18 protein-coding genes are annotated in these 23,920 nt (G+C 45.5%); 8 read left to right on the top strand and 10 right to left on the bottom strand.

Translation table 11 applies throughout. The features are described 5' to 3' along the window. Positions 1 to 67 precede the first annotated feature (67 nt). Both GJR95_RS10825 and GJR95_RS10820 read right to left on the bottom strand, forming a co-directional pair. Positions 68 to 3,370 carry a DUF4175 family protein gene (locus GJR95_RS10825; protein WP_162385881.1) on the bottom strand — a complete coding sequence of 1,101 codons (3,303 nt, stop codon included), beginning with the start codon at positions 3,368 to 3,370 and terminating at the stop codon, positions 68 to 70. A 19-nt stretch (positions 3,371 to 3,389) separates the two neighbouring features. Further along, positions 3,390 to 3,734: a hypothetical protein gene (locus GJR95_RS10820; RefSeq protein ID WP_162385880.1), complete on the bottom strand. Its 345-nt coding sequence runs from the start codon at positions 3,732 to 3,734 to the stop codon at positions 3,390 to 3,392. 66 nt (positions 3,735 to 3,800) lie between these two features. Between GJR95_RS10820 and GJR95_RS10815 the strand changes: the two genes are divergently transcribed. Next, positions 3,801 to 4,508 (top strand): ComF family protein, encoded by a 708-nt coding sequence (locus GJR95_RS10815; protein WP_162385879.1) that lies wholly within the window; start codon positions 3,801 to 3,803, stop codon positions 4,506 to 4,508. 83 nt (positions 4,509 to 4,591) lie between these two features. On the opposite strand, the gene GJR95_RS10810 is transcribed toward GJR95_RS10815, so the two are convergent. The 7 genes from GJR95_RS10810 to pdhA all read right to left on the bottom strand — a co-directional run bounded on the left by GJR95_RS10810 (position 4,592) and on the right by pdhA (position 13,306). Further along, positions 4,592 to 5,851 carry an SUMF1/EgtB/PvdO family nonheme iron enzyme gene (locus tag GJR95_RS10810; RefSeq protein WP_162385878.1) on the bottom strand — a complete coding sequence of 420 codons (1,260 nt, stop codon included), beginning with the start codon at positions 5,849 to 5,851 and terminating at the stop codon, positions 4,592 to 4,594. Positions 5,852 to 5,982: 131 nt separating this feature from the next. Then, positions 5,983 to 9,339 carry a transcription-repair coupling factor gene (mfd, locus tag GJR95_RS10805; protein ID WP_162385877.1) on the bottom strand — a complete coding sequence of 1,119 codons (3,357 nt, stop codon included), beginning with the start codon at positions 9,337 to 9,339 and terminating at the stop codon, positions 5,983 to 5,985. Positions 9,340 to 9,443: 104 nt separating this feature from the next. After that, the gene (locus GJR95_RS10800; RefSeq protein WP_162385876.1) at positions 9,444 to 9,893 is read right to left on the bottom strand and encodes a barstar family protein; all 450 of its coding nucleotides are present in this window, start codon (positions 9,891 to 9,893) and stop codon (positions 9,444 to 9,446) included. Positions 9,894 to 10,086: 193 nt separating this feature from the next. Continuing rightward, positions 10,087 to 10,383: a muconolactone Delta-isomerase family protein gene (locus GJR95_RS10795; protein ID WP_162385875.1), complete on the bottom strand. Its 297-nt coding sequence runs from the start codon at positions 10,381 to 10,383 to the stop codon at positions 10,087 to 10,089. Between the two features lie 30 nt (positions 10,384 to 10,413). Beyond that, positions 10,414 to 11,043: an alpha/beta hydrolase gene (locus GJR95_RS10790; protein WP_162385874.1), complete on the bottom strand. Its 630-nt coding sequence runs from the start codon at positions 11,041 to 11,043 to the stop codon at positions 10,414 to 10,416. Positions 11,044 to 11,145: 102 nt separating this feature from the next. Then, positions 11,146 to 12,084, bottom strand: coding sequence for a ring-cleaving dioxygenase (locus GJR95_RS10785; RefSeq protein ID WP_162385873.1), 939 nt, complete (start codon positions 12,082 to 12,084; stop codon positions 11,146 to 11,148). 160 nt (positions 12,085 to 12,244) lie between these two features. Beyond that, positions 12,245 to 13,306, bottom strand: a complete 1,062-nt coding sequence (gene pdhA / locus GJR95_RS10780; RefSeq protein WP_162385872.1) for a pyruvate dehydrogenase (acetyl-transferring) E1 component subunit alpha — start codon at positions 13,304 to 13,306, stop codon at positions 12,245 to 12,247. Between the two features lie 175 nt (positions 13,307 to 13,481). On the opposite strand from pdhA, the gene recF reads away from it, so the two are divergent. Further along, positions 13,482 to 14,582: a DNA replication/repair protein RecF gene (gene recF, locus GJR95_RS10775; protein ID WP_162385871.1), complete on the top strand. Its 1,101-nt coding sequence runs from the start codon at positions 13,482 to 13,484 to the stop codon at positions 14,580 to 14,582. A 48-nt stretch (positions 14,583 to 14,630) separates the two neighbouring features. Here the strand turns inward: recF and GJR95_RS10770 are convergent, their stop codons facing one another. Beyond that, on the bottom strand, positions 14,631 to 14,789 hold the full coding sequence (locus tag GJR95_RS10770; RefSeq protein WP_162385870.1) for a hypothetical protein: 159 nt from the start codon (positions 14,787 to 14,789) through the stop codon (positions 14,631 to 14,633). Positions 14,790 to 14,792: 3 nt separating this feature from the next. Here GJR95_RS10770 and GJR95_RS10765 point away from each other — a divergent pair, with 3 nt between their 5' ends. The 6 genes from GJR95_RS10765 (at position 14,793) to GJR95_RS10740 (ending at position 23,858) form a co-directional block, all read left to right on the top strand. Next, positions 14,793 to 15,452 carry a TetR/AcrR family transcriptional regulator gene (locus GJR95_RS10765; RefSeq protein ID WP_162385869.1) on the top strand — a complete coding sequence of 220 codons (660 nt, stop codon included), beginning with the start codon at positions 14,793 to 14,795 and terminating at the stop codon, positions 15,450 to 15,452. Continuing rightward, a complete protein-coding gene (locus tag GJR95_RS10760) occupies positions 15,394 to 16,776 on the top strand; it encodes a TolC family protein (RefSeq protein ID WP_162385868.1) in 1,383 nt (460 codons plus the stop codon). The genes GJR95_RS10765 and GJR95_RS10760 overlap by 59 nt, the downstream gene beginning before the upstream one ends. A 48-nt stretch (positions 16,777 to 16,824) precedes the next feature. Further along, positions 16,825 to 17,955 carry an efflux RND transporter periplasmic adaptor subunit gene (locus GJR95_RS10755; protein WP_162385867.1) on the top strand — a complete coding sequence of 377 codons (1,131 nt, stop codon included), beginning with the start codon at positions 16,825 to 16,827 and terminating at the stop codon, positions 17,953 to 17,955. A gap of 79 nt (positions 17,956 to 18,034) precedes the next feature. Beyond that, the gene (locus GJR95_RS10750; RefSeq protein ID WP_162385866.1) at positions 18,035 to 21,469 is read left to right on the top strand and encodes an efflux RND transporter permease subunit; all 3,435 of its coding nucleotides are present in this window, start codon (positions 18,035 to 18,037) and stop codon (positions 21,467 to 21,469) included. Positions 21,470 to 21,589: 120 nt separating this feature from the next. Then, on the top strand, positions 21,590 to 22,870 hold the full coding sequence (locus GJR95_RS10745) for a metallophosphoesterase (protein WP_162385865.1): 1,281 nt from the start codon (positions 21,590 to 21,592) through the stop codon (positions 22,868 to 22,870). 133 nt (positions 22,871 to 23,003) lie between these two features. After that, positions 23,004 to 23,858, top strand: coding sequence for a dienelactone hydrolase family protein (locus GJR95_RS10740; protein WP_162385864.1), 855 nt, complete (start codon positions 23,004 to 23,006; stop codon positions 23,856 to 23,858). The last annotated feature ends 62 nt before the right edge of the window (positions 23,859 to 23,920 follow it).

Genomic DNA, 23,920 nt, shown 5'->3' with positions numbered 1-23,920 from the left:
ATTAATAGTAAGGCAACAAAAAACCGTCAGCCTTTGTGCCAGACTGACGGTTAAAAGATGAGTTTAACTATTTACTTACTTTTTGCAAATACTGGTTCGCTTCTTTTTTATAGAAGAGATTATAGTTGGGAGTTACTGACCGAAGTACTTCTACCTGTTTGGTCTTATTCTGTAAATTGGTAGAATCAAAGAAAGCAGGGGTGCTATGCTTTGTTGATTTGGCAGCTTCAGCTTGTCGTTTTGGATCTTCTTCCTGTTGTTTTAACGCTTTTTCAGATTCAAGTAAACGGGTTAAAATTTCGTTCTGACGGTTAATAGTATTTGGATTCACCCGCTTGTTCACTAAATCTGTTTCGGTTTCATCCATTTTTTCCATCAAATCTTTAACCTGCTTTTCTTGTTGCTTACCCGCTTCTGTTCCCTTTGAACTCTCCTCTAATTTCTTGAGCATATTTCGAATCATAGCTTGCTCAGCAGCCATTTGAGAAAGTTCTTCTGACAATCCCCTACCCGATTTGCCACTTTTCTGGAGTTGCTGCATTTTAGCGTTAAGCTGTTTTTGCATCTCACCCATACCACTTGGATTCTCGCCTTTCTTGCCGCCTTTCCCCTTTCCGGGCATAGCCATAGCATTCATTTGCAGTTGCATATTCTTCAATACATCGCTCAGCATAAGGGCAAGATTATTAATAGATGTCATGGCAAACTGCTGTTTGGAAGCGGCCATACTTAGCCGACGATCCCGTAGCTGCTGGACACTTTCGTCCATGTACGACTTCATATTTGTCAACTCTCGGGTAACGAACGACTGAATTTGGACAACCCGACTAGCCAGTGCATTGAGACTATCTTCAATGATTTTGGCATCATCCTGAAGCTTTAACTGCTCCTGAGAAAGCTTTGTAACGCGAGGGTCCTGAAGGCTCATACCCCGAAAATCTTTCATGACGCGCTCCTGACCAAATGACAGCGTTATCAGGTTTTCAAGGATATTACGAAGATCATCCATGTTCTCCTGCATCTCCTGCATCTCCGATGATTCCATCGACTCTTTCATTTGCTTACTCATCTGACGCATCGATTTGGCCGATTTACTCTGCGATGAAGCTGCTTTCTTACCCTGGTTTTGCTTCATCTGCTTCATAGCCTCTTCCATTTCTTTCTCAATCTCCTTTTGATCCTGCTCCGAAGATTCTGGTTTATTGAGATCGTCTTTCTCTGCTTGTTTTTCCAGCTCCTTTAGTTGCTCTTCTGTGTTCTTAAAATCTTCCTGAGACTTTTCCTGTTGTTTGTGCTGGTCCTCAGAAGTCTCATTTTTCTTCGCGTTTTCTTCGGCTTGCTTGTCTAATTCATTGGCCTGTTTTTCCAGATTCTCAGCAATATTATTAACCTTTTGCTCCAACTGCATTTGCTTGAAGAGCTTCAGGGCCCGATCTAGGTCGCGCTCCAGATTACGTTCTTTCCGGCTTAATTTATCAAGCATTTCAGACGCTTTCTCATCTTGTTTACGCTCTAGTAACTGCTTCAACTGCTCATATAATTGCTTCGATTCCGGGTCGAGCAACTCATTGAAGAGTTTTTGCAACTGCTGCATTTTATCCTGCATTTCCTGATTTTTCTCAGCAAAACGCTGTTGCGTGTCGTTCGTCTTCTGGAATTGTTCCTGCAGTTTCTGAACCTCTTTCATCAATTCTTCTCGCTTCTGAAGAATGTCCTGCAACTGTTTTTTGTCCTGGAAGTCAGAGGACTTTTTCGTGCGCATTCTATCTTCCATGGCAGTCAGCTCTTTTTTGATTGCCTGGGTTTTGCTTAACGCATTATCGATCTGTTGCTCGGTTTTCTCGGCCGACTGATCGACCTGCTTCTGAATCTCAGCGTTAGAGGGTATAACAAAATTCAGCTGATTTGAACGACTTGATTTAGGACCGTTCACACCATCATTATCCCACACCTGAACAAAGTATTCCAGGCGATCCTCCTGACCAAGCTTTAAGCTGTCGAGCGACCAGTTATAAACAAAGTTCTGTGAGGTTGTTGACCGGTTAACGGGGATGTCTTTACTGTACTGGGGTGAGGCCTTCCCGTTACGAGTGATCTTATAATTCAATCGCATTTTTGAAAACCCGTAATCATCTGAAACCAGACCGGATAACGCGATATAATTGTAGGTTACCGTGTCCTGAATGCGGTCAACGGAAATTTGTGGAAAACGATCAGGAATAACCTGAACATTGTACTGAATGGTTGACGGGGTTGCAATCTGTCCATTTTTTAACGAGACTGTATAAGTGGCATTTTGCATCAATCGCCGATTCACAGTAAATGTATTGGCCTCAGCCAACCGTGCCGGTGTCGCTTTTGTATCGGTATTAAACCGTAATAAAAGTGAGTCTGTATGGTCAGCGGCAAACTCCCAGTTAACTACCGTTCCTTGGGGGACAAGCAGATTTCCAACATTAGCTAGTTGTTCGGTAGGCTTATTCAAGTAAGCAGGATAATCGAGTCTTACGTTGAACGAAAGGACAGCAGGCCGATCAATGAGAGAAATTTTGTAGGCAGGAGAGTTAAAACCCGATGCTTCTAAATGAAAGTTCAGATCTCTCTGGAGGTTATCAAAATTATAGGTAAACCGATCTCCTTTCTGATCAAGTTTAAAGCGAGTGCCGTTTGTTACTACATAAACTGCCTGAGGCAATGCATCGCCCTTTAATTTAACAGAAAGCGGAAAGTCTTCATTTCGGAATGCCTTCATCGATTTGTTTTGAATAACAAATTGAAAAGGAGCTTCTTCTACAAACTCTTCATTATAATTTACCAAACGCGTCGAAGAGTTTGTAAAAAAGGTAGGGTTTATCAACAGTATCAATAAGATCAGGGCAAGCGGTGGTATTGCATATTTCAAAAACTGCCGGTTCCGGCTAATCTGAATCGCATTGGCAAAACGATTAATTAGCAACTGTTGCGAGCGCTGATTCAAACTTGCCTGAAGCAAATCACTTTGATCAGAGGAGATACGCTGAAGCTGTAATGTATTCAGCAGCTTATCCCCTACCTCAGGGAAATAGAGCCCGATTTGTCGGGCAGCTTCATCGTTCGACAATGGTTTATTAAGCCCATATAGGCTCATAAGTGGCCGTACCACGAGCATGTATAAACCCGCAAGTACAGTCAGCAGAAAGCCGAAAAATAAGATTCCTCGACCTACCGAGTTGAATCGCCCGATGAATTCGGCGGTATTGATAAGTAAGTATCCACTTCCAAGCAAGGCAACAAAGAATAAAACGCCTTTGACCAATTGATTCTGGAAGTAGCGTTTTTTGTATTCTTCAATGCGTTGCACTAACATCGTGTAAGAGTTTGACGAGTGCATAGGTATTCAGGTTGAGCGGTTAAACTAGTTCAGACTGGAAGTAGGAAATCACATGTTCTTTCAAAAAAATCTCTTGCGTTAATAAATCAGCATGCGGAATTGGCTTCATCAATGTCCATTGTGGCCAGCCATCTTTGTCATAACCCTCGAAGGTATAATAACCTGACTGGCTCAAAACCCGACAAACAGCAATGTGCATTAAGTCCTGTTTTACTTCTTTCGAAAATCGTCGGGGGCCCTTCCCCAGCTCTTGTACGCCAATCAAAAACAATACGGCGTTGAGGTCTACGGGGCGCTTGCCAACCAAAATTTCGAGTTGGTTAAGCAGCTCATCCCAAGCCTCATTTATATTTTTTATATCCACAACAATCTAGGCAGTTATTGTTCTCTCTAATTTACAACGATTTCTTTTAACTAACGAACAATCACCATGTTTCGGTTTATTCGGACGCTTGTAGCTGACTTTACGGACCTGCTTTTTCCTGTGCTCTGTCTCGGTTGTAGCCGGTCTTTGGGTGATAACGAAAAGTTACTTTGTACACACTGCCGAATTAACTTACCAGAAACAAATCAACATCGTCTGCCCTATGATCAAAATCTCCTCAATAAGTTCGCCGGAAAAGTCCCTATACATTTTGTGGCTTCTTTTGTCCTCTACTCAAAGGCTGGTACAGTACAAAAACTAATCCATCAGATTAAATATAAAGGCCAAAAAGAAGCTGCAAAAGAAATAGCTGGCTGGTACGGTTATCAACTCAAATCGGAAAGTGAACTGATAAAAGAAATAGACGTAATAATTGGTGTTCCGTTGCATAAGAGTCGCTTACAACAACGGGGTTATAATCAGGCCGATTGGATTGCCGAAGGACTTTCTGAAGCACTTAACGTTCCTGCCAGAACCGATATACTTATTCGGAAACGGTTTAAAGAATCACAAACCCGGAAGAATCGTCTGGAACGATGGGAAAACGTAAAAACAGTATTTGCCGTACCAAATCCAGAAGAAATTGAAGGGAAAAATATCGTTATTGTCGATGATGTATTAACGACGGGATCGACTATAGAAGCCTGTGCAATTGAGTTGTTACGAGCTGGTTGTAAATCAGTTGGGGTATTGACTCTTGCGACGACGCGTTAACTAGAACTGTTTTCAGAGACTATCAACAAAAAAGCGGCCATCCATTGCTGAATGACCGCCTTACTATTTGGTAAGTTGTCTGTTTATTTGTTTCGGCCAACACCGATCATAGCACAGCGGAAACCAATCATTGCAGTAGCTGAATCCTGATCCAGGAATCGGCGAGTCCCTGGTGATAGCCAATAGGCAACGTCGTTCCACGAACCGCCTTTATAAACTCTTAGTTTGTCATCAATCAACGACTGCTTATTCTTGGAGTCGTAATTCTTGGCCTCATCCATATAGCCGTTCCGGCGAATCGGGTTCAGGTCATTTACATCCTGATAGGATAGCGGACGATAAACGTCGTATACCCATTCGTTTACGTTACCGGCCATGTTGTAGAGCCCAAAATCATTGGCTGGATAAGAATAAATCTCAGCTGTGATAATAGCACCATCGTTTGAGCGGCCAGCAATACCGGCATAGTCACCGCGTCCACGCTTGAAGTTAGCCAGCATCTGGCCCTGTTTGCGGCCTTTCTTTGGATTCCGGACCGAAGAACCATCCCAGGGGTAAATCCGCTGATTAATTTGATTCTCGTCCATGTATTGCGTTCCAATCAGGGCTTTGGCAGCATATTCCCACTCGGCTTCGGTTGGTAACCGATAATCGGGCAGCACCATGCCACTTTCCAGGCTTGGTTTTGGCGGAGCTGTCGATGCAGTTGCTTCAGCAAGTGCAGGTTCTGCTTCTTTTTTTGATTTACGCTTCAGCGAGAAACCGCCCCCTTTTTTCTTGGTTCCACCTTTTGCCAGTTCGTTATTGACGGCATTCGACCGCCAAACAGCGTAATCACTAGCCTGTACCCACGACACACCCACAACTGGATAATATCGGAAAGCTGGATAGCGAAGATATTGGGTAACGTACGAATCGTTGAACGAGAGCGGGTTTGCCCAAACAGTCGTATCAGGCAATGCTGCTTTTACTACTTCTTCCGAAGAATCGCGCGTGATTGCGTTCAAATATTCGAGATAGTGAACGTTTGCGATCTCAGTCTCATCCATATAAAAAGACTGGATCGACACTGTGCGCTCCCGGTTATCGCGGCTATTCATTACATCTTCTTCGAGAGCACCCATCGTGAACCGGCCACCTTCAACAAAAACGAGGTTTGGACCAGCTTTCTGTCCCGCAAATTTCTTTACCTGAAAACCGTCTTTCTGGTTGTAAGCAATCCCCGTCGCCGTACTCTTCTTCCCTGGCTGCACGCTGGTCGGGTGCTTGGACTTACAAGATGCAAGGGCCGCCATTGCCAGCAGCACATAAGCCACTCGTTGCAGGTGATACTTTTGAATCATTGCTCTATTTTGTGTAAAACGTAGGTGCAAAAATAATTTAAGATAAAGGATTTAAGACACACGATGAAAGACTTTCGGATTATTTGATTGATTATACGTCTTTTATCTGGTCTTACCTCTCTCTTTTGCTACTATTCACTTGTTAAATTCCCCATTATTTCATTAAGCTGCTCAACAGAGTATACGTTGTTGTGCGTAATAACAAGGCGGTTTTTCGATTCCTTCAACGAACAGTGGGCCGGATTTCGTTTAATGTATTCAATTACCTTGCCAAACTGATCGGATTTGAAGAAGTCATCATTCCCGTTAGAAACGAAGTAGCCTTTAAGGATATTATTCTTAAGCGTCAGTTTTTCAAGGTACAACCGTTCGGCTTTCCAGCGAACGTTAACCAATTTGATTAGATTTTCGACCTCTTCCGGCATTGGACCGAAGCGATCGAGTATTTCCTGGTGAAATGCCTGCAATTCTTCGGTGTTCTGGATACTGTCCAATCGGGTATAAAGCGCCAGTCGCTCAGAAATATTGGAGACATACCGTTCAGGAATAACGACTTGCAGGTCGGTTTCAATGACGGTGTCGGGCAGAGCCAGCCTCAAGTCGCCAGGCTTCGTCTCAAACAGATCTTTAAATTCATTTTCGCGCAGCTCCTGAACGGCTTCATCCAATATTTTATGATACATCTCAAAACCGAGATCGTTCACAAAGCCGCTTTGCTCGGCTCCCAGCAAATTTCCGGCACCCCGAATGTCGAGGTCGCGCATGGCAATTTTGAACCCTTCGCCCAAATCCGAAAAATCTTCAAGTGTCTGAAGGCGTTTCCGGGCATCTGACGTCATAACAGAGGGTGGGGGCGTAAGCAGGTAACAAAATGCTTTCCGGTTAGAGCGCCCTACCCTACCGCGCATCTGGTGGAGATCGGATAAGCCGAAGTAATGTGCATTGTTGATCAGAATCGTATTGGCGTTTGAAATATCCAGTCCAGACTCAATAATATTGGTGGATACCAATACATCATAATCGCCCTCAATAAATCGCGTCATTACCCGTTCCAGCTTATCGCCATCCATTTGACCATGCGCAACGCCGATGCGTGCTTCGGGTACAAGCCGCAGAATCAGATTCCCAATCGATTCGATATCATTAACCCGGTTATGAACAAAAAAAACCTGGCCACCACGCCGAATTTCATAACTGATCGCATCACGGATGATCGTTTCGTTAAACGGATGTACCTCTGTCGTAACCGGCTGGCGGTTAGGCGGGGGCGTAGCAATGACCGAGAGGTCGCGGGCACCCATGAGCGAAAAATGGAGCGTGCGCGGAATGGGCGTAGCTGTGAGTGTTAGTACGTCTACTTCAACCCGCATTTCTTTCAGCCGATCTTTGGTTTTAACCCCAAATTTCTGCTCTTCATCAATCACTAAAAGCCCTAAATCCTTGAATTTGATGTCTTTATTGACAATTCGATGGGTTCCAATGAGAATACCGATTTCGCCTGAGCTAACACCTTTCAGAATTTCTTTCGTTTGGGCAGCTGTTCGGAATCGGTTGATGTAATCAATTTTTACCGGGAAATCGGCCATTCGCTCACTAAACGTCTTAAAGTGCTGCATGGCCAGAATGGTTGTAGGCACCAGCACAGCTACTTGTTTGTTGTCCGTAACGGCCTTGAAAGCGGCACGGATGGCAATTTCTGTCTTGCCGAAACCAACATCACCACAGACCAGCCGATCCATTGGGTGTGGCTGTTCCATATCGTCTTTAACGTCGTTAGTCGCTTTGGCCTGGTCGGGCGTGTCCTCATATAAAAAGGATGATTCAAGTTCAGCCTGCAAAAAACTATCCCGACTGTAGGCATAACCGGGTGCGGTTCTACGTTTGGCATATAGGGCAATCAGTTCGCGGGCAATGTCTTTTACCTGCTTCCTGACACGCGATTTTTTCTGTTCCCACTCCTGCGAACCAAGTTTACTCATGGTTGGCGGGCCGCCTTCCTTGCCACTATACTTCGCAATCTTGTGTAGACTGTGGATACTGACTAACAGAATGTCATTGTCTCGGTAAATGAGCCGAATCGCTTCCTGCTCATTCCCGGCATGGTCTACTTTCTCTAAACCAGCAAAACGGCCAATACCATGATCGACGTGGGTAACGTAATCGCCCGGCTGAAGTGTCTTTAATTCGCGGAGGGTCAGCGCCTTAGACTTTGAAAACTTGTCCTGAACACGGTATTTGTAATAGCGGTCAAAAATCTGGTGATCTGTGAAGCATGCGATTTTAAGTGCCTCATCAATAAATCCCTCACGCAAACCAACACTCATTGGCTGAAACTTCACGAATGGGTCAAGTTCCTCAAAAATGGTCCGAAGGCGGTCGAGTTGTTTGAATGATTCGGCTGCAATGATATTGGTAAAACCCTTTGACTGATTTTCGCCCAGTACATCGACCAATCGTTTAAAATCTTTGTTAAACGACGGTTGCGGTTTGGAGCTATACTGCTGTCTGCCTTCGGTTTTGAAGTAGAATTTACGGCCAAACTCAACCGTGCGGAACGTTTTTAGTTCATTTAAAAACGTTCGGCGGGTTTCAAACAGGTCACCAGGGTCAGCTACAATCTGAATTCCTCCGCTGTTTGCCAGAACTGTCGCGAAACTCTGTTCAGCTTTTTCAAAGCATTTCTCGATGATTTCGAGCGTAAACTCAGCATCTTTTGCCCAGATAGTCGTGCCTTCAGGCAGGAAATCGAAAAAAGGTTCGCGGGTTTCCTGGGTGAGCTTAGTTTGAATATTGGGAATAATATTGATGAAGTCGACGGGATCGGTAGAAAGCTGTGACTCAGGATTGAATTTGCGGATACTTTCGACCTCGTCGTCGAATAAGTCAATCCGAAACGGAAACTCGCTGGCAAATGAAAACACATCAATGATTCCCCCACGCACCGAAAACTGACCAGCTTCATATACAAAGTCCGTTTTTTCAAACTCGTAATCGTTAAGTAGTTCTGCAACAAAACTGGTATCCAGCTTCTCTCCTACCCGGATGGTCAGTGTGTTGGCCTGCAACGATCGCTTATTTATAACTTTCTCCGACAGCGCTTCCGGATAGGTCACCATCAGTAGTCCATCCTTCGGAGCCGGATTGAGCTTATTCAGGACTTCAGCCCGCATCAGTACATTCGCATTCTCGACCTCTTCATACTGATAGGGTTTCTTGTATGACATCGGGAATAGCAACACCTCACGTCCAAGCAGATTTTGCAAATCGTTGAAAAAATAAGCGGCTTCGTCCCGGTCAGTCAGGATATACAAGTGATTGCCACCAACCGATTTATAGATGGATGAGGCTAATACGGCATCCAGACTCCCTGCCAGACCTTTGATCTGCAAGCGTTGCGGCTCGCTTGTTGGCTTATGACTGAAGGGTTCGGCTAGCAGTTTTATATAACTATCGTCGGCATACAGGCCGAGCAATTCTTCTGGTTTCAAGCGACGTTCAGGTTGGAATGAGCAAACACGAAAAGCCGCTGGAAGGGTATTCCGGCGGCATACTAGTGTAACAGCAGGTACTCAAAATTTGTTGCGTTTAGATCTTATTTCAACTCCGACATCAGCTTATAGTCGATATTTTCCTGTTCCAGCAGCTTCCGGATTCGACTACTATCTTCAAAGACAATAATTATTTCTTTTTTCTCGGTTGTTTCATCGTCGTCATCGACCCATTTCCAGTCTTCGGCCGTAGCATCCAGAATACTTAACACACTCCCTAATTTCGCTGGGTCGCGTTCCTTACTGATAAACTCGTTACTGCTGGTTACGTAAATAACGATCCGTTCATCTTCCAGCCACTGCAAATCGTTGAGGGAGTCGTTGAGGGCATCCAGGTTAAAACCGAAGTCAGGGATCTCCAGCAGGTCGGCAATTTCCTCGTAAAATTGACGAAGTGTTTGCGCCTTTTTGCCATCGATATGAGCTATAAAATCAGTTGAGAAAAGGACTTCAAGCTCTCGCTCTGACTGACAGATAAGTATGTTGGGAGTCATGTGTTTCTTATAAATTGGCAGTTCAACTGTGCATAAAAAAATGTTTCCACGTGGAACTGATAATCAAACAGTTATAAAATTATGTAACCAGTTAAAACCCGGTTACTTATGCATATTTGGGTAAATGATGCCTGCAAAAGTACAATTTACAGGACAAGAAAAAACCCTTCGTGAAGAAGGGTTTTCAATTCATTTAGTTCAATGAGAACAATGGAATTCGGGCGGCCACCATATTGTGAAACATCAATTCGGTGATCATCGGTGTCATATATTTTATTAGCGGAAACTCCGAGATTGACTCCATAACTTCCAGCTCCGAATCGGCTTTGAAGATGCACCATAATTTCTGGCGATCTACAGAAAGTGAGTATGAGAGCAGGAAGCCTTTTTCCATTAATTCCTCCACTTTGAGCCGTTGGGCAGGAATCCGGTTTGTGAACCCATCATCCATAACAGCCGGAAGGTCAAATTCAACCATATACTGGCTCATAGGCAAATTTGTTAAATGTTGGCCGGACGATTAACTGTCGGCTATCAGCAAATTAACAATGTTTAGCTCATCTTCGTTAATTGTGTGCGGAAAATTTGGATACAATTTTGCCGTAACGCTAGCTCCCATCTGTTGAAATACGCGCTCTGATTCCAGAACACGCTCTTTTGGTATGTGAGCATCCCGATCACTACAGCCTAAAAAAATCGGTGTATTCCCGAAAGATCCCTCATACTGGCGTGGCGTTTCATCAGGTCCGATCAGTCCGCCACTGAGCCCAAATACGCCACCATACTCGGTAGCGTTACGAGCTACGAACTCCAGCATCAGACAGGCACCCTGCGAAAAACCGAGCCAGTAAATCTGGGGTAGCTTAAAATTAAAGTCAGCTTGTAACCGACCGCGCAGGTTTGCCAACACTTCGAGACCCGATGACAGATAGGGTTCGTTTTCCTGGATTGGTCGTAAAAATGAATAGGGATACCAGGTATTACCCTGTGCTTCGGGCGCGATAAACGCGAAATCCTTATCAGTAATGTATTGAGATAACGATAGAATATCACTCGCTGACCCGCCCCGTCCATGAACCATGATCATCACTTTCGATGCTTCTTCGAGCGGCTTACCGGCAGTTCGGATGTTATTCGGGTTGTGAATCATAACCGTATAAATGCAAAGGTATATTTTAAACGGGGAGCCAAAAGGACACAGAGAAATTACTTTATAAACCCTGTGCGTCTTTTGGGCTCCCTGTTCATCAATTTATTTTATGATAATCTTCGGTAATTCAGCTTCCAGCGCTGCCCGACGAGGTTCGTATTGAGCGGGTAATTTAAGGTTTGTTCCCAGTTCAGAAACAGGCTCATCGACGGCAAATCCAGGAGGGTTCGTGGCTACTTCGAAAAGAATACCACCTGGCTCACGGAAATAAATGCTGTTAAAATAGTTACGATCCTGCACAGGTGTGACATGATAGCCAGCAGTTAGCAATTGCTCCTGAAGGATCAGTTGCGTTTCATCGGTATCGGTCGAGAAAGCGACATGGTGTACCGAACCTGCGCCCTGTAACGACCGCACATCAGTAGGTGAATGCAGGACGTCTACGTAGTTTCCCGAACCGCCATTAGCGGCTTTAAACCGGAAACGGCCTTCCTCCTCTCCTACCAGTGTATGCTGTAGATTTTCGGTCAGCAGTTTTATGGTTCGATCCGGATTTGATTCGTTGAGGGTAACGGTATGAAAACCACGCACAGCAAACTCAGCCGGAATTCGGCCGTTGTCCCAACCGGGGCGCTGATCATCGTCATTAAAGACTAGTTCAATACCCATGCCATCAAAATCTTCGAAGCGCAGATAGGTTTCCGAAAAACGTTTGTACGGACCAGCATAAGGAATGTTACGTTCATGCAACCGGTCCATCCAGAAACGAAGTGATGCGATTGGTGCCGAAAAGGCTGTGTAGGTCAACTGGCCAACTCCCTTCCGACCGCGTGGTAAATTGCCATACGGGAAGAAAGTCAGTATCGTTCCTGGCGAACCTGTCTCGTTACCATAATATAAATGATAGACATCCGGAGCATCAAAATTGACCGTCTTCTTTACTAACCGAAGACCCAGAATGTCTGTGTAATAATCAACATTTTTCTGTGTATCGCCTGCCAGCGTTGTAACGTGGTGAAGTCCGTTTATGAGCGTTTCCATGAATTTGAACGTGGTTAACTGGTTAATTAATTTCTAGTTTGAATTTTAATGTTGCTACATTTAATGTATATACAATTAAATATAGCAAAGAGTTCAACAAAAAAACCCGAGACGATAAGTCCCGGGTTTTGAGAAAAGGTAAGGGTATACATTGCGATCATTATTCCATCAGGAATGGATAATCCTGCTGCATATACACATCTTTAAATGCTTCTTCAGGAGAAGGATAAGGTGACTCTTCAGCAAATTTAACTGACTCCTCAACGATACCTTTGATCTTCTGATCAATAGCAGCAAGCTCTTCTTCTGTTGCGTGACCAAACTCTAGAATTTGACCCTTTATATGCTCGATAGGGTCACGTTGCTTGTATTGTTCAAGCTCATCTTTTGTCCGGTATTTCTGTGGGTCGGACATCGAATGACCACGATACCGATACGTGCGAAACTCTAAGAAAGTAGGACCTTCACCAGCACGAGCGCGTTCAGCTGCGCGGCTAACCGATTCGTGAACCGCTTCAACGCTCATCGCATCGACTGGCTCGGACGGCATATCATACGCTTCTGCGAGGGTATATAAATCAGTTACGTTCGAGGTGCGGGCAACGGATGTTCCCATTGCATAACCATTGTTCTCGACAACGAAAATAACCGGCAGTTTCCAGAGCATCGCCATATTGAACGCTTCGTGCAAGGCGCCTTGCCGCACAGCACCATCGCCCATGAAACAGATGCAGAGATTGCCAGTCTTATTATATTTCTCGGAGAAGGCAATTCCAGCTCCCATCGGAATCTGCGCACCAACGATACCATGACCGCCAACGAAGTTAACCGACTTGTCGAAGATGTGCATGGAGCCCCCTTTACCTTTTGAGGAGCCGGTTTGTTTTGCAAACAACTCTGCCATGATGGCTTTTGGATCAGAGCCTAAGGCCAGTGGGATACCATGGTCACGATAGGCTGTAATCCATTTGTCATCTTTAGTGAGGGCCGAATAAGACCCAGATGAGCAGGCTTCCTGACCAATGTAAAGATGGCAGAAACCCCGAATTTTCTGTTGTCCGTAGAGCTGTCCGGCTTTCTCTTCGAATTTGCGCTGTAACTGCATAGATTCATACCAGTACATATAGCGCTCTTTGGGGTGCTGTGTTTTTGCAGCTGCTGGAGCTTTGCCGTTCTGTTTTGCGGTTGTTCCCCGCTCGGATTTCTCTTTGACGCTTGCCATGAGGAATGAGTTCAATATAAATCAGCAATCGCTTTTAGCAACTTGATGAGACTCTGTTTACCTAACAAACCGCCTGTATCTTTGTTGCCAATATCAATTGCTCATGTAGTACACTTAACTGAATGAGCGATTAACTGCTGCGAAATTACGCATTATAGCGTTATGCAATACACCTATGCACCTGGAAAAGCTGAGCCTGACCAATTTTAAGAACTATGAAGATGGCCGGTATGCGTTTGGACGACAGGTGAATGTGATTGTCGGGCCAAATGGTAGTGGTAAAACGAACTTATTAGATGCCGTTTATTTTCTGGCATTAAGCAAAAGTGCGTTTCAGAGTCAGGATGCGTTGAGTATTCTGCATGATGCCGACTATTTTATTATTGATGGTATTTTTGAAGAACTCGAACGTACTGTACAAATTACCATTAGTTTACAGCGGGGGCAGCGGAAGGTATTGATGGCCGACAAAAAGCCGTATGAACGCATCAGTGAGCACATCGGTCGTTTTCCGGTCGTGCTGGTTGCTCCCAATGATACAGACCTCGTGCGAGAGCATAGCGAAGACCGTCGTCATTTCTTCGACGGCGTATTATCGCAGCTCGATGCTGAATACCTTCGTAATTACCTGACCTATCAGCAGGTGCTCAAGCAGCGGAACAGCCTGCTAAAACTCTTTGCCGAACGAAATCAGGTCGATAACGATTTGCTGGACACCTACGACGAACCCTTGCTGGACCTGGGACAAAAAATACACGACCGTCGCCAACAGTTTGTAGAAGAGTTCCTACCTAGCTTCCAGGCACACTACGCGTATCTGAGCGACGACCGGGAGGTTGTCAGTATCGTGTATGAATCGGAGGTTAGCAATCCGGACTTTGCCGAAGAGTTTCGCCATTTTCGTCGGCGCGATACGGTTTTGCAACGCACCACGATGGGCGTTCATAAAGATGATTATGCCTTCATGATCGGTGATCGTTCGGGCGAGCCGGTTGCTCTGAAAAAATTTGGCTCTCAGGGACAGCAGAAAACATTCGTCATTGCGCTGAAGCTGGCCCAGTTTGATCAATTGCAGGCCGAGAAAGGCGTTAAGCCAATTTTGCTTCTGGATGATATTTTCGACAAACTTGATGACCGACGCATCGGCAAGCTCATCAAGCAGATGGATGAAGGCGCATTCGGCCAGCTATTTATCACCGACGCCCGCCCGGAGCGTACGCGCGAATTACTTACCAATGTGAAAGCTGATGTGCGTTTCTTTCAGATTGGCGAATAGTATTTTTTCTATACAGGCAACTCGCCCGGTTTCTTTAATCTACTCTTTCTATCCCCGGAATACGGTCCGAAGAGCCGCAAGTTCATCGGGCTTTTTCGGCGGTTCACTCCGGTATTTGGGCCGTTCGTCATATAACCAAAAATAAGCCGGAAACTCCGAACTATATTTGAGTTTCCAAAGTTCACCCCGTAAAAGTTCTATTTTCACATAATGAAAGAACGAATTCTGGCGGAGACTGAGCGGTTGTTTTGGAAGTATGGAGTTCGATCCGTAACGATGGAAGATATAGCCAGGCAACTCGGCATTTCGAAGAAAACCATCTATCAGCATTTCGCTGATAAGGAACAGATTCTTTATCAGGTTATGCGGGACAAGATGGTTAAGAATCAATCGGAAATGGAATGCATGACCATTAAGACAGACAATCCAGTTGAGGAAATTCTGCATGTATTGACAATGATGCAGAAACATGCCGATCAGGTCAGTCCCAATTTATTGATTGATATTAAACGTCACTATCCACAGGCATTTGCGTTGTTCCGGCAGTATAAAGAACAACATATTATGCATTCTATTCTTGAAAATATACAAAAAGGTATTTCTCAAGGATTGTATCGATCAGACATTAATCCAACCCTTTTAGCCCGTTTGCGGGTCGAACAAATTGAGCTAGCATTCAACAATGAAATCTTCCCCACAGACCAGTATACGATGCTGGAAATTCAACATGAACTGATGCACCATTTTGTGCGCGGCATGCTGACAGAAAAAGGATTTATCATTTACAACCAGTACGTTAACCACCACAGTTATGATAACAAGGAGTACCAAGCGGACAGTAATGATCTGGCTCCTCAGCCTGCTGAGTAGTCCGGGTTTATTGTTAGCTCAGGACCGACAGAATTTTTCGCTGAATGAAGCGATTCGGTTTGCCGTAGAACACAACATCAATGTTAAAAACTCGGTGCTGGATGCTCAGAGCGCCGAAGGTCGTATTCGGGAACTGAGAGGTGTTGCACTTCCTCAGGTTAGTGCTTCTGGCCAGGTAATGGATAATCTGATTATTCAGCGCGTGTTTCTACCGGCAGTCTTTTTCGACCCTAAGGCATCACCAGATGCACCGGCCGTTCCAGTACAGTTTGGCGTAAATTACTCGGGAAGTTTAACGGGCAATCTTAGCCAGCTCTTGTTTGATGCGTCGTATCGACTGGGGTTACGGGCAGCTGATACCTATCGGCAGCTGGCGCAGAAAAATATTATGGCTTCGAAAGTAACCGTTGCTGAACAGGTGGCCAAAGCCTATTATAGTGTGCTGGTTAATGAGCAGCAATTGAAACTGCTGGATCTGAACATCAGTCGGGTCGATACACTCTATCAAAATACGCTCGGCCTGAATAAACAGGGTTTTGCCGAAAAGATCGATGTGAGCCGACTTGAAGTGCAGGTCAATAACCTGAAAGCGGAGCGGCAGAATGTGCAGAACCTGATCGAGCTGAGCTATTATCTGCTTAAGTTTCAGATGGGCCTTGGCATAAACGACAACATTGCGCTAACGGAAGACATAAAGGACATCGACCTTGACGAAGTAGAACGGACAACGGTTCAGCCAGTAACTGAACAATTTGACTATAATCAACGGATTGAGTTTGCCACATTACAATCGCAAATCGAACTGGCTGATCTTGACGTTCAGAGCGTAGCCAAACGCTATTATCCAACATTGTCGGCCTTTGCCAATTACGGCTACAATACGGGTAGGAATCAATTTAGCCATTTATTCACCGATGCCTGGTTTAACTCATCAGCTGTAGGAATCAACTTATCGATTCCAATCTTCGATGGCTTTCAGAAGCGTTACCAGGCTCAGCAAAAGCGGTTTACGTTGCAGAAAACGCAGAATAGCAGTATTCTTTTAAAGAACTCAATTGATCTGCAAATTCGTCAGGCGTCGGTAACGATCAAAAACAGTTTACAAACGTTGCGAACACAAAAACGCAATGTTGAACTGGCAAAAGAGGTTGCCCGGGTAACCAAGATTAAATATCAGGAGGGCGTTGGCTCAAACATTGAGGTGCTGGATGCTGAAAATTCGTATCGGCAGGCGCAGAATAACTACTTCGTGTCGCTATACAACTTTTTGCAGACGAAAGTGGATGCCGATAAGGCTAGCGGTAAATTGTATTCTGGCCAGTAACCACCCCATAACACCCCTCCCACAACACGACATAAAAATAGATCTACAATGAAAGCATATTATGCCATTGCCATAGCAACAAGCCTGTTAATAGCTTGTTCGCAGGAGAAAAAATCAGATTTGCAGGGTAAGCGTGATGAGCTCGCTGATCTGAAAAAACAGGAAACCGAGCTGGCGACAAAGATCAAAACCCTGGAGGGCGATCTGGCAAAACTCGAGCCCAAAAAAGAAGAAGAAGCCCGCGTTAAAGATGTTACGGTAGCTCCTGTTTCGGCCACGACATTCCGCCACTTTGTTGAATTACAAGGTACGATTGACGCAAAAAATAACGTGCAGGTTTCGCCGAAGTCGGGCGGGGTCATTACGGCTGTTTACGTCAAAGAGGGTGATAATGTTCGGGCTGGATCAGCCATTGCTCAGGTCGATGATCAGATTTTGCGGGAGTCGATCTCCGAAGTGAAAACCCAGTTGTCACTGGCAAACACGGTGTTTGAAAAGCAGTCTGCGCTCTGGAAACAACAGATCGGAACGGAGATTCAGTATTTACAGGCTAAAAACAGCAAGGAATCGCTGGATCGCCGTTTGTCAACGCTGAACGCCCAATTGGGTCAGTCTACGGTTACGGCGCCAATTTCGGGCGTTATCGATCAGGTAAGTGTAAAGGTTGGGCAGTCGGCGGCACCGGGTATCGGTTTAGTTCGGGTCGTCAATCTATCGCAGCTCAAAGTGGTTGCCAAAGTATCGGATACCTATTCGGGTAGCGTACGAAAGGGAGATGCCGTTATGGTTCGTTTTCCGGATTTAAACCGGGAGTTGAATTCGCGCATCAGCTTCGTGTCAACGACTGTCGATCCACTGAGCCGGACGTTCACGATTGAAGCTCCCCTCCCATCCGATAATAGCCTGAAGCCAAACATGCTGGCACAGATAAAAATCAATGACAAAACCTTGGGGAATGCTATTGTTATTAACCAAAACCTGATTCAAAGTACAGAAAGTGGACAACTGGTTTATGTGGCGGTCAATGAAGGAGGCAAGAAAATAGCAAAAGCACGGACAGTGAAAACGGGTGAATCTTACGGAGGCAAAATTGCGATTACGCAAGGGTTGCAGGCGGGCGATCAGATCGTTACTGCCGGGTACCAGGATTTAGTTGACGGACAACCAATCAATTTCTAAGTGAGGTTTCAGTTTACGGTTTTTCAGCTTTTAGGTTGATAATCGGGCATTTAACTGAAAACTAAAAACTCATTTTTTTATGAAATTTGAACATTATAAAACCCTCGGATTCACCAACTGGTGTGTGGAGAACCGAACGGCGATTTACATTTTCACCTTCCTGATTACACTCGGTGGGCTGTTTGTGTACAATAATCTGCCGAAGGAGCAGTTCCCGGATATCAAAGTGCCGCAGGTGTACATCAATACGGTGTACGTAGGAACAGCTCCTGCCGATATCGAAAATACAATCAACAAGCAGATTGAGAAGCAATTGAAGTCCATTTCGGGCGTGAAGCGAATCAAATCGAATGCGTTGCAGGACGTATCGGTCATTCTGGTTGAATTCAACCCGGACGTGCAAACCGCCGAAGCTTTGCAGCGTGTTCGTGATGCCATCGACAAAGCGAAACCTGATCTACCGCAAAAACTCGACTCTGGACCGACGGCACAGGATGTGAACTTCTCCGAGTTCCCGATCATGAACATCAACATGGCCGGTAATTTCTCGCTGAAGCAACTCAAAGAATATGCCGAAGACTTACAGGATGCTATTGAAGCCATGCCTGAAATTCGGCGCGTGGATATTGTAGGCGCATTGACGCGGGAGATTCAGATCAATGTCGACCTTCCCCGAATGCAGTCGGCGGGTCTGGCATTCACGGATATTCAGCAGGCCGTTCAGGGCGAAAATATCAACGTATCGGGTGGAGAACTGAACGTCGATGGTGTTCGCCGGACAGTGCGGGTGAAAGGTGAATTTACGGATGTAGATCAACTTCAGAACCTGCAAATCCGTACGGCGACGGGTGCAACTGTGCGGCTTGGTGATATTGCCGAAGTACGGGACAATTTTGAAGAGCAGCAGGATTTTGCCCGTCTGAACAACAAGTCGGTTATAACTCTGAACGTTATTAAGCGCTCGGGAGCTAACCTGCTATCGGCGGCTGATAATATCGAAAAAACCATTGAAGAATACCGGGATACCCGTTTTCCGCAGGGGCTTGATGTGAAGGTCACCGCAGATTCATCGGAACCAACCCGCGAAAATGTCAATGACCTGATCAATACCGTTGTATTAGGTTTCATCTTCGTGGTACTGATCCTCATGTTCTTTATGGGGGTTCGCGATGCCGTTTTTATTGGATTATCGGTGCCACTGTCGGCGCTGGTAGCGTTTGTGGTTATGCCGGTGGTCGGCCCCGTTGTTGGAACGGCCTTTACCCTGAATACCATTGTCTTATTTGCGTTCCTGCTTGGCTTGGGTCTGGTGGTCGATGATGCCATTGTGGTTATCGAAAACTCGCACCGACTCTTTAACGAAAACAAAGACTGGAACATCAAACAGGCCGTAAAGGCAGCCGCTGGTGAGGTATTTGTACCGGTGTTCTCCGGAACGCTGACGACAATTGCGCCGTTTTTTCCGCTGCTTTTCTGGCCGGGTATTGTGGGCGAATTCATGAAGTTTCTGCCTCTGACGCTCATTTTAACCTTGTTTGCTTCGTTGTTTGTGGCGTATGTGATTAACCCGGTTTTTGCCGTCACATTCATGAAGCGGCACGAAGACGATAACCACGAAGACAAACAGAGCTTTGATGAAATCAAACGTCCGCTCATAATCATGACGGTGCTGGCGGGCATTGGCTACGTGATCGACCGGGGTATTGGCAACTTGTTCTTGTTGTTCATTATCCTCTACGTGTTCAACCATTACATACTGACCCCAAGATTGATTACGCCTTTTCAGGAGCGGTTGCTACCGGGTCTGAAGAATGGATATCGTCGCTTGATCTCATGGATTTTAACCGGTTGGAGGCCTGTAATTGCGATTCTGGCAGCCTTTAGTCTGCTGATTCTGACGTTCTTTATTACAGGAATTGCGCAGCCCAAAGTTATCTTTTTCCCGAGCGGTGAGCCCGACTACATTTACGTTTATAATGTAATGCCTGTCGGAACTGACGCACGCGTCACGGATTCGGTAACCAGAGTGATCGAAAAGCGAGTGTTTAAAGTTCTCGCCGATAATAACGCTACCGATGTGGTGAACTCCGTGATCTCTAACGTCGGTAAAAACGCGGGCGACCCATCAAATCCTGACCGATCTGCCACACCTCAAAAATCGAAAGTGACAATTGCGTTTAAAGGGAACGAAGAACGAAAAGGGATCTCTACTGATTCGCTGCTGGCCAAAGTTCGGGTTGCCATGAAAGGCTTACCGGGTAGCGAAATTTCGGTAGAACGCGAAGCCAACGGTCCGCCAACGGGTAAACCAATTGCCATTGAAATTGCGGGCGATGATTTCACCGAATTGAGTGCACTGGAAAAACTAGTCCGGCAAAAGATTAGTAAGTCTGGCATTAAGGGAATAGATCAGCTCAAATCCGATCTGATTACGAATAAACCCGAAATTGTTATCGACATCGATCGCGATAAAGCCGAACGGGAAGGTATTTCGTCGGCGCAAATAGCGATGGCCATCCGGACTGCATTGTTCGGACTGGAAGTATCGAAGTTCCGGGATGCGAAGGACGAATATCCGATTATGGTTCGGTTGAAGCCCGACGACCGTAGCCAGATTGACCGACTACTAAGCCTGAATATCGTGTATCGCGACATGGTAACGGGCGGGCAATTGCGGCAGGTTCCGATTACATCAGTAGCCAATATCAGCTATTCGACGACGTTTAGCCAGATTAACCGCAAAAACCAGCAGCGTATCGTTACCTTAAGTTCTGACGTGGTGACGGGCTACAATGCCAATGAGATTGTGGCTGAAATTCAGCAGCTTGTGAATGATATGGAAGTGCCGAATGGCTACACTATCAAAATGGGCGGTGAACAGGAAGACCAGCAGGAGTCGATGAACTTCCTGGTTTCTGCTTTCGGTATCGCTATTTTGCTGATTTATCTGATTCTGGCAACGCAGTTTAACTCAGTGGTAAAGCCATTGATCATTTTTACGACGATTCTGTTGTCGCTGATAGGGGTATTGCTGGGCTTCATCATTACCGGAAAAACGTTCTCAGTTATCATGTCCGGGGTTGGTATCATTGCGCTAGCCGGTATTGTGGTGAAAAACGGTATTCTGCTCATTGAGTTCATTGAGGAATTGCGCGGGCGGGGTGTTCCGCTGCGCGAAGCCATCATTGAAGCGGGCGGTATTCGTTTGACGCCCGTATTGCTGACAGCTTCGGCTGCCGTTCTGGGGCTGATTCCGCTGGCTTTTGGTCTGACTATCGACTTCGTTACGCTCTTCCGTGATTTTGACCCACACATGGTTATTGGTGGCGATAGCTCTGTATTCTGGAATATTCTAGCCTGGACAATCATCTACGGTCTGACGTTCTCAACTGTGCTGACACTGGTCATTGTACCGTGTATGTACTGGGTGAACGAGCGAATCCGGATGAAGTGGTTTGGTAAGAAAGATCCTGCACTGGAGCGCAGAAAGCAACTTGAAGAAGAATTAGTTTAGGGTCAGTAAACAGAAAAACAGCAGGGAGCACAACGTTTAATACTGTGCTCCCTGCTGTTTTTCTGTTTTTAAACTATTGCAACCAACCATGCGTTTGCCATACATCCATAAGAGCCCCCTATGAATCGTACAGCCTTATTTTTTATTCTGCCGGCAATTTTATTGCTCATTGATACGTACGTCTATCAGGCGATCAAAACGCTAAGCCGATCAGCCAGTGAAAGCACCCAACGAACAATTGCGCTCATCTATTGGGGCTTTACAGCCTTATCAATTCTATTATATGTAGTCATGCAGTTTTTGCCGCCTGACTCCATAAGCCGGAATACGCGTACATTCCTATGGGCAGCCATCGCCATTCCGTATTTCTCGAAAATTTTCGCCGTATTAATCATTTTCATTGACGACATCGGGCGATTTTTCCGGTGGATAGTCTCCCTGTTCTACAAGCCGGAAGTTCGTGAGGCAGTTGAGGATACGACCACCAAGACTTTACCGGCCACCGATGCGATTCCCCGTTCGGAATTCCTGATGAAAACAGCTCTGGTTGTTGGAACAATTCCGCTGGTAGGTTTTACATGGGGTATTTTGTCGGGAGCGCATGATTACCGCATTCGTCGTGTTAAACTCCCGCTGAAAAACCTGCCTTCAGGATTCAATGGCATGACCATAGCCCAGATTTCGGATATTCATTCGGGTAGTTTCTTCAATAAAACAGCCGTGCGGGGGGGCGTTGAGATGCTCCTCGGGCAGAAACCCGATATTATCTTTTTTACGGGTGATCTGGTCAATAGCCATGCCGAAGAGGTAAATAGTTATATCGACGTATTTGATAAGCTGAAAGCTCCATTGGGTGTTTATTCGACCCTTGGCAATCATGATTATGGCAAATATGTGCAGTGGCCGAGCGCCCAGGCCGAACGGCAGAACGTTATGAATGTGGTTGCCGCCCATAAACAGATGGGCTGGAATATCATGATGGATGAGAATAAGATTCTGGATATGAATGGCGATAAACTTGCCCTCATCGGTGTACAGAATCTGGGTTTTGGCCCGGCGGCCTTACGGGCAGGTAATCTGGCCAAAGCCTATCAGGGTACCGAAGAATATCCGGTAAAACTTCTTTTGTCACATGATCCAACGCATTGGGATGCTGAGGTTCGGCCAAAATATCCTGATATCGACATACAGTTCAGTGGTCATACCCACGGGGCACAGTTTGGTGTAGATCTTGGCGATGTAAAATGGAGCCCTGCGCAGTATTTTTATAAACAATGGGCTGGATTATATCAGGAAGGTAATCAACGGTTGTATGTTAACCGGGGATATGGCTACATCGGCTATCCTGGGAGAGTTGGAATTCTGCCAGAAATCACAATTTTTGAGTTAATAAAGGCTTAATCCGGTGAACGTGAAAAATGGGTAACTTGTGTGCGCAAAGCAGACAGCTTACCCATTTTTCATGGACTCGCTTAACTAATGCCTTACTCATTCAGTTACCTTAATCTACTAAACAAATAATCACCAAACACTCATGAAAATCGTTTTCATAACCGGACTTTCGTTTTTTATGTCGCTTGTTTCCTGGCTGACTCCAAAGCAGGAAGAGACGAAAATTCCACTTTGCCATACAAGTGGTAATGACATGTCGGTAATGGCGGCTGATCCCGCTTTTCAGCGCCTGCATGAAGCTCCCCTACCCTTTACCTACACGGGTGCTGGCGAGATGGTCAAATTTTCGACCCCCGATGGTCAGTCAGCCAATGGGTTTTTATTGAAAGCCAAAAAGCCATCAGACAAATGGTTGTTGGTGTATCAGGAATGGTGGGGACTGAATGACAACATCAAGCAGCAGTCTGAAACGTTCTACAACGACCTTAAGGATGTAAATGTCCTGGCAGTTGATATGTATGATGGAAAGGTTGCGACCGAACCCGCAGAAGCTGGCAAGTTAATGCAGGGTGCCAATAAAGATCGGCTTGGCAGTATTATGAAAGGGGCAATTGCCTATGCAGGTCCAAAAGCTGAATTTGCCAGCGTAGGCTGGTGCTTCGGTGGTATGCTGTCGCTGCAATCGGCTATTCTGGAGGGCAAGCAGGCTAAAGGCTGCGTAATGTATTATGGTCGCCCTGAACAGGACGTAGAGAAGCTGAAAACGCTTGAAACGGACGTGCTGGGTATCTTTGGTAGTCAGGACAAAGGCATTACTCCAGAGTCGGTAAAGATGTTTGAAGAAAATATGGGAAAAGCAGGTGAAAAAGTGACCGTGAAAATGTATGATGCTGGTCACGGTTTTGCTAACCCCAGTAATCCGATTTACAATAAAGAAGCCGCTGCCGATGCCTATAAACTGGCATTAAGCTACCTGAAAGGGAAGCTGAAGGCGTAATCAACCTAGTCGAGTTTTATTAAAAAGGCCTGTTCATACAACTATGTTCAGGCCTTTTTAAT

Origin of the sequence: Spirosoma endbachense (assembly GCF_010233585.1) — a bacterium.
Taxonomy (GTDB): Bacteria; Bacteroidota; Bacteroidia; order Cytophagales; family Spirosomataceae; genus Spirosoma; species Spirosoma endbachense.
Note: the sequence above shows the minus strand (reverse complement) of the source record. Positions and strands in the feature narration are given on the sequence as shown.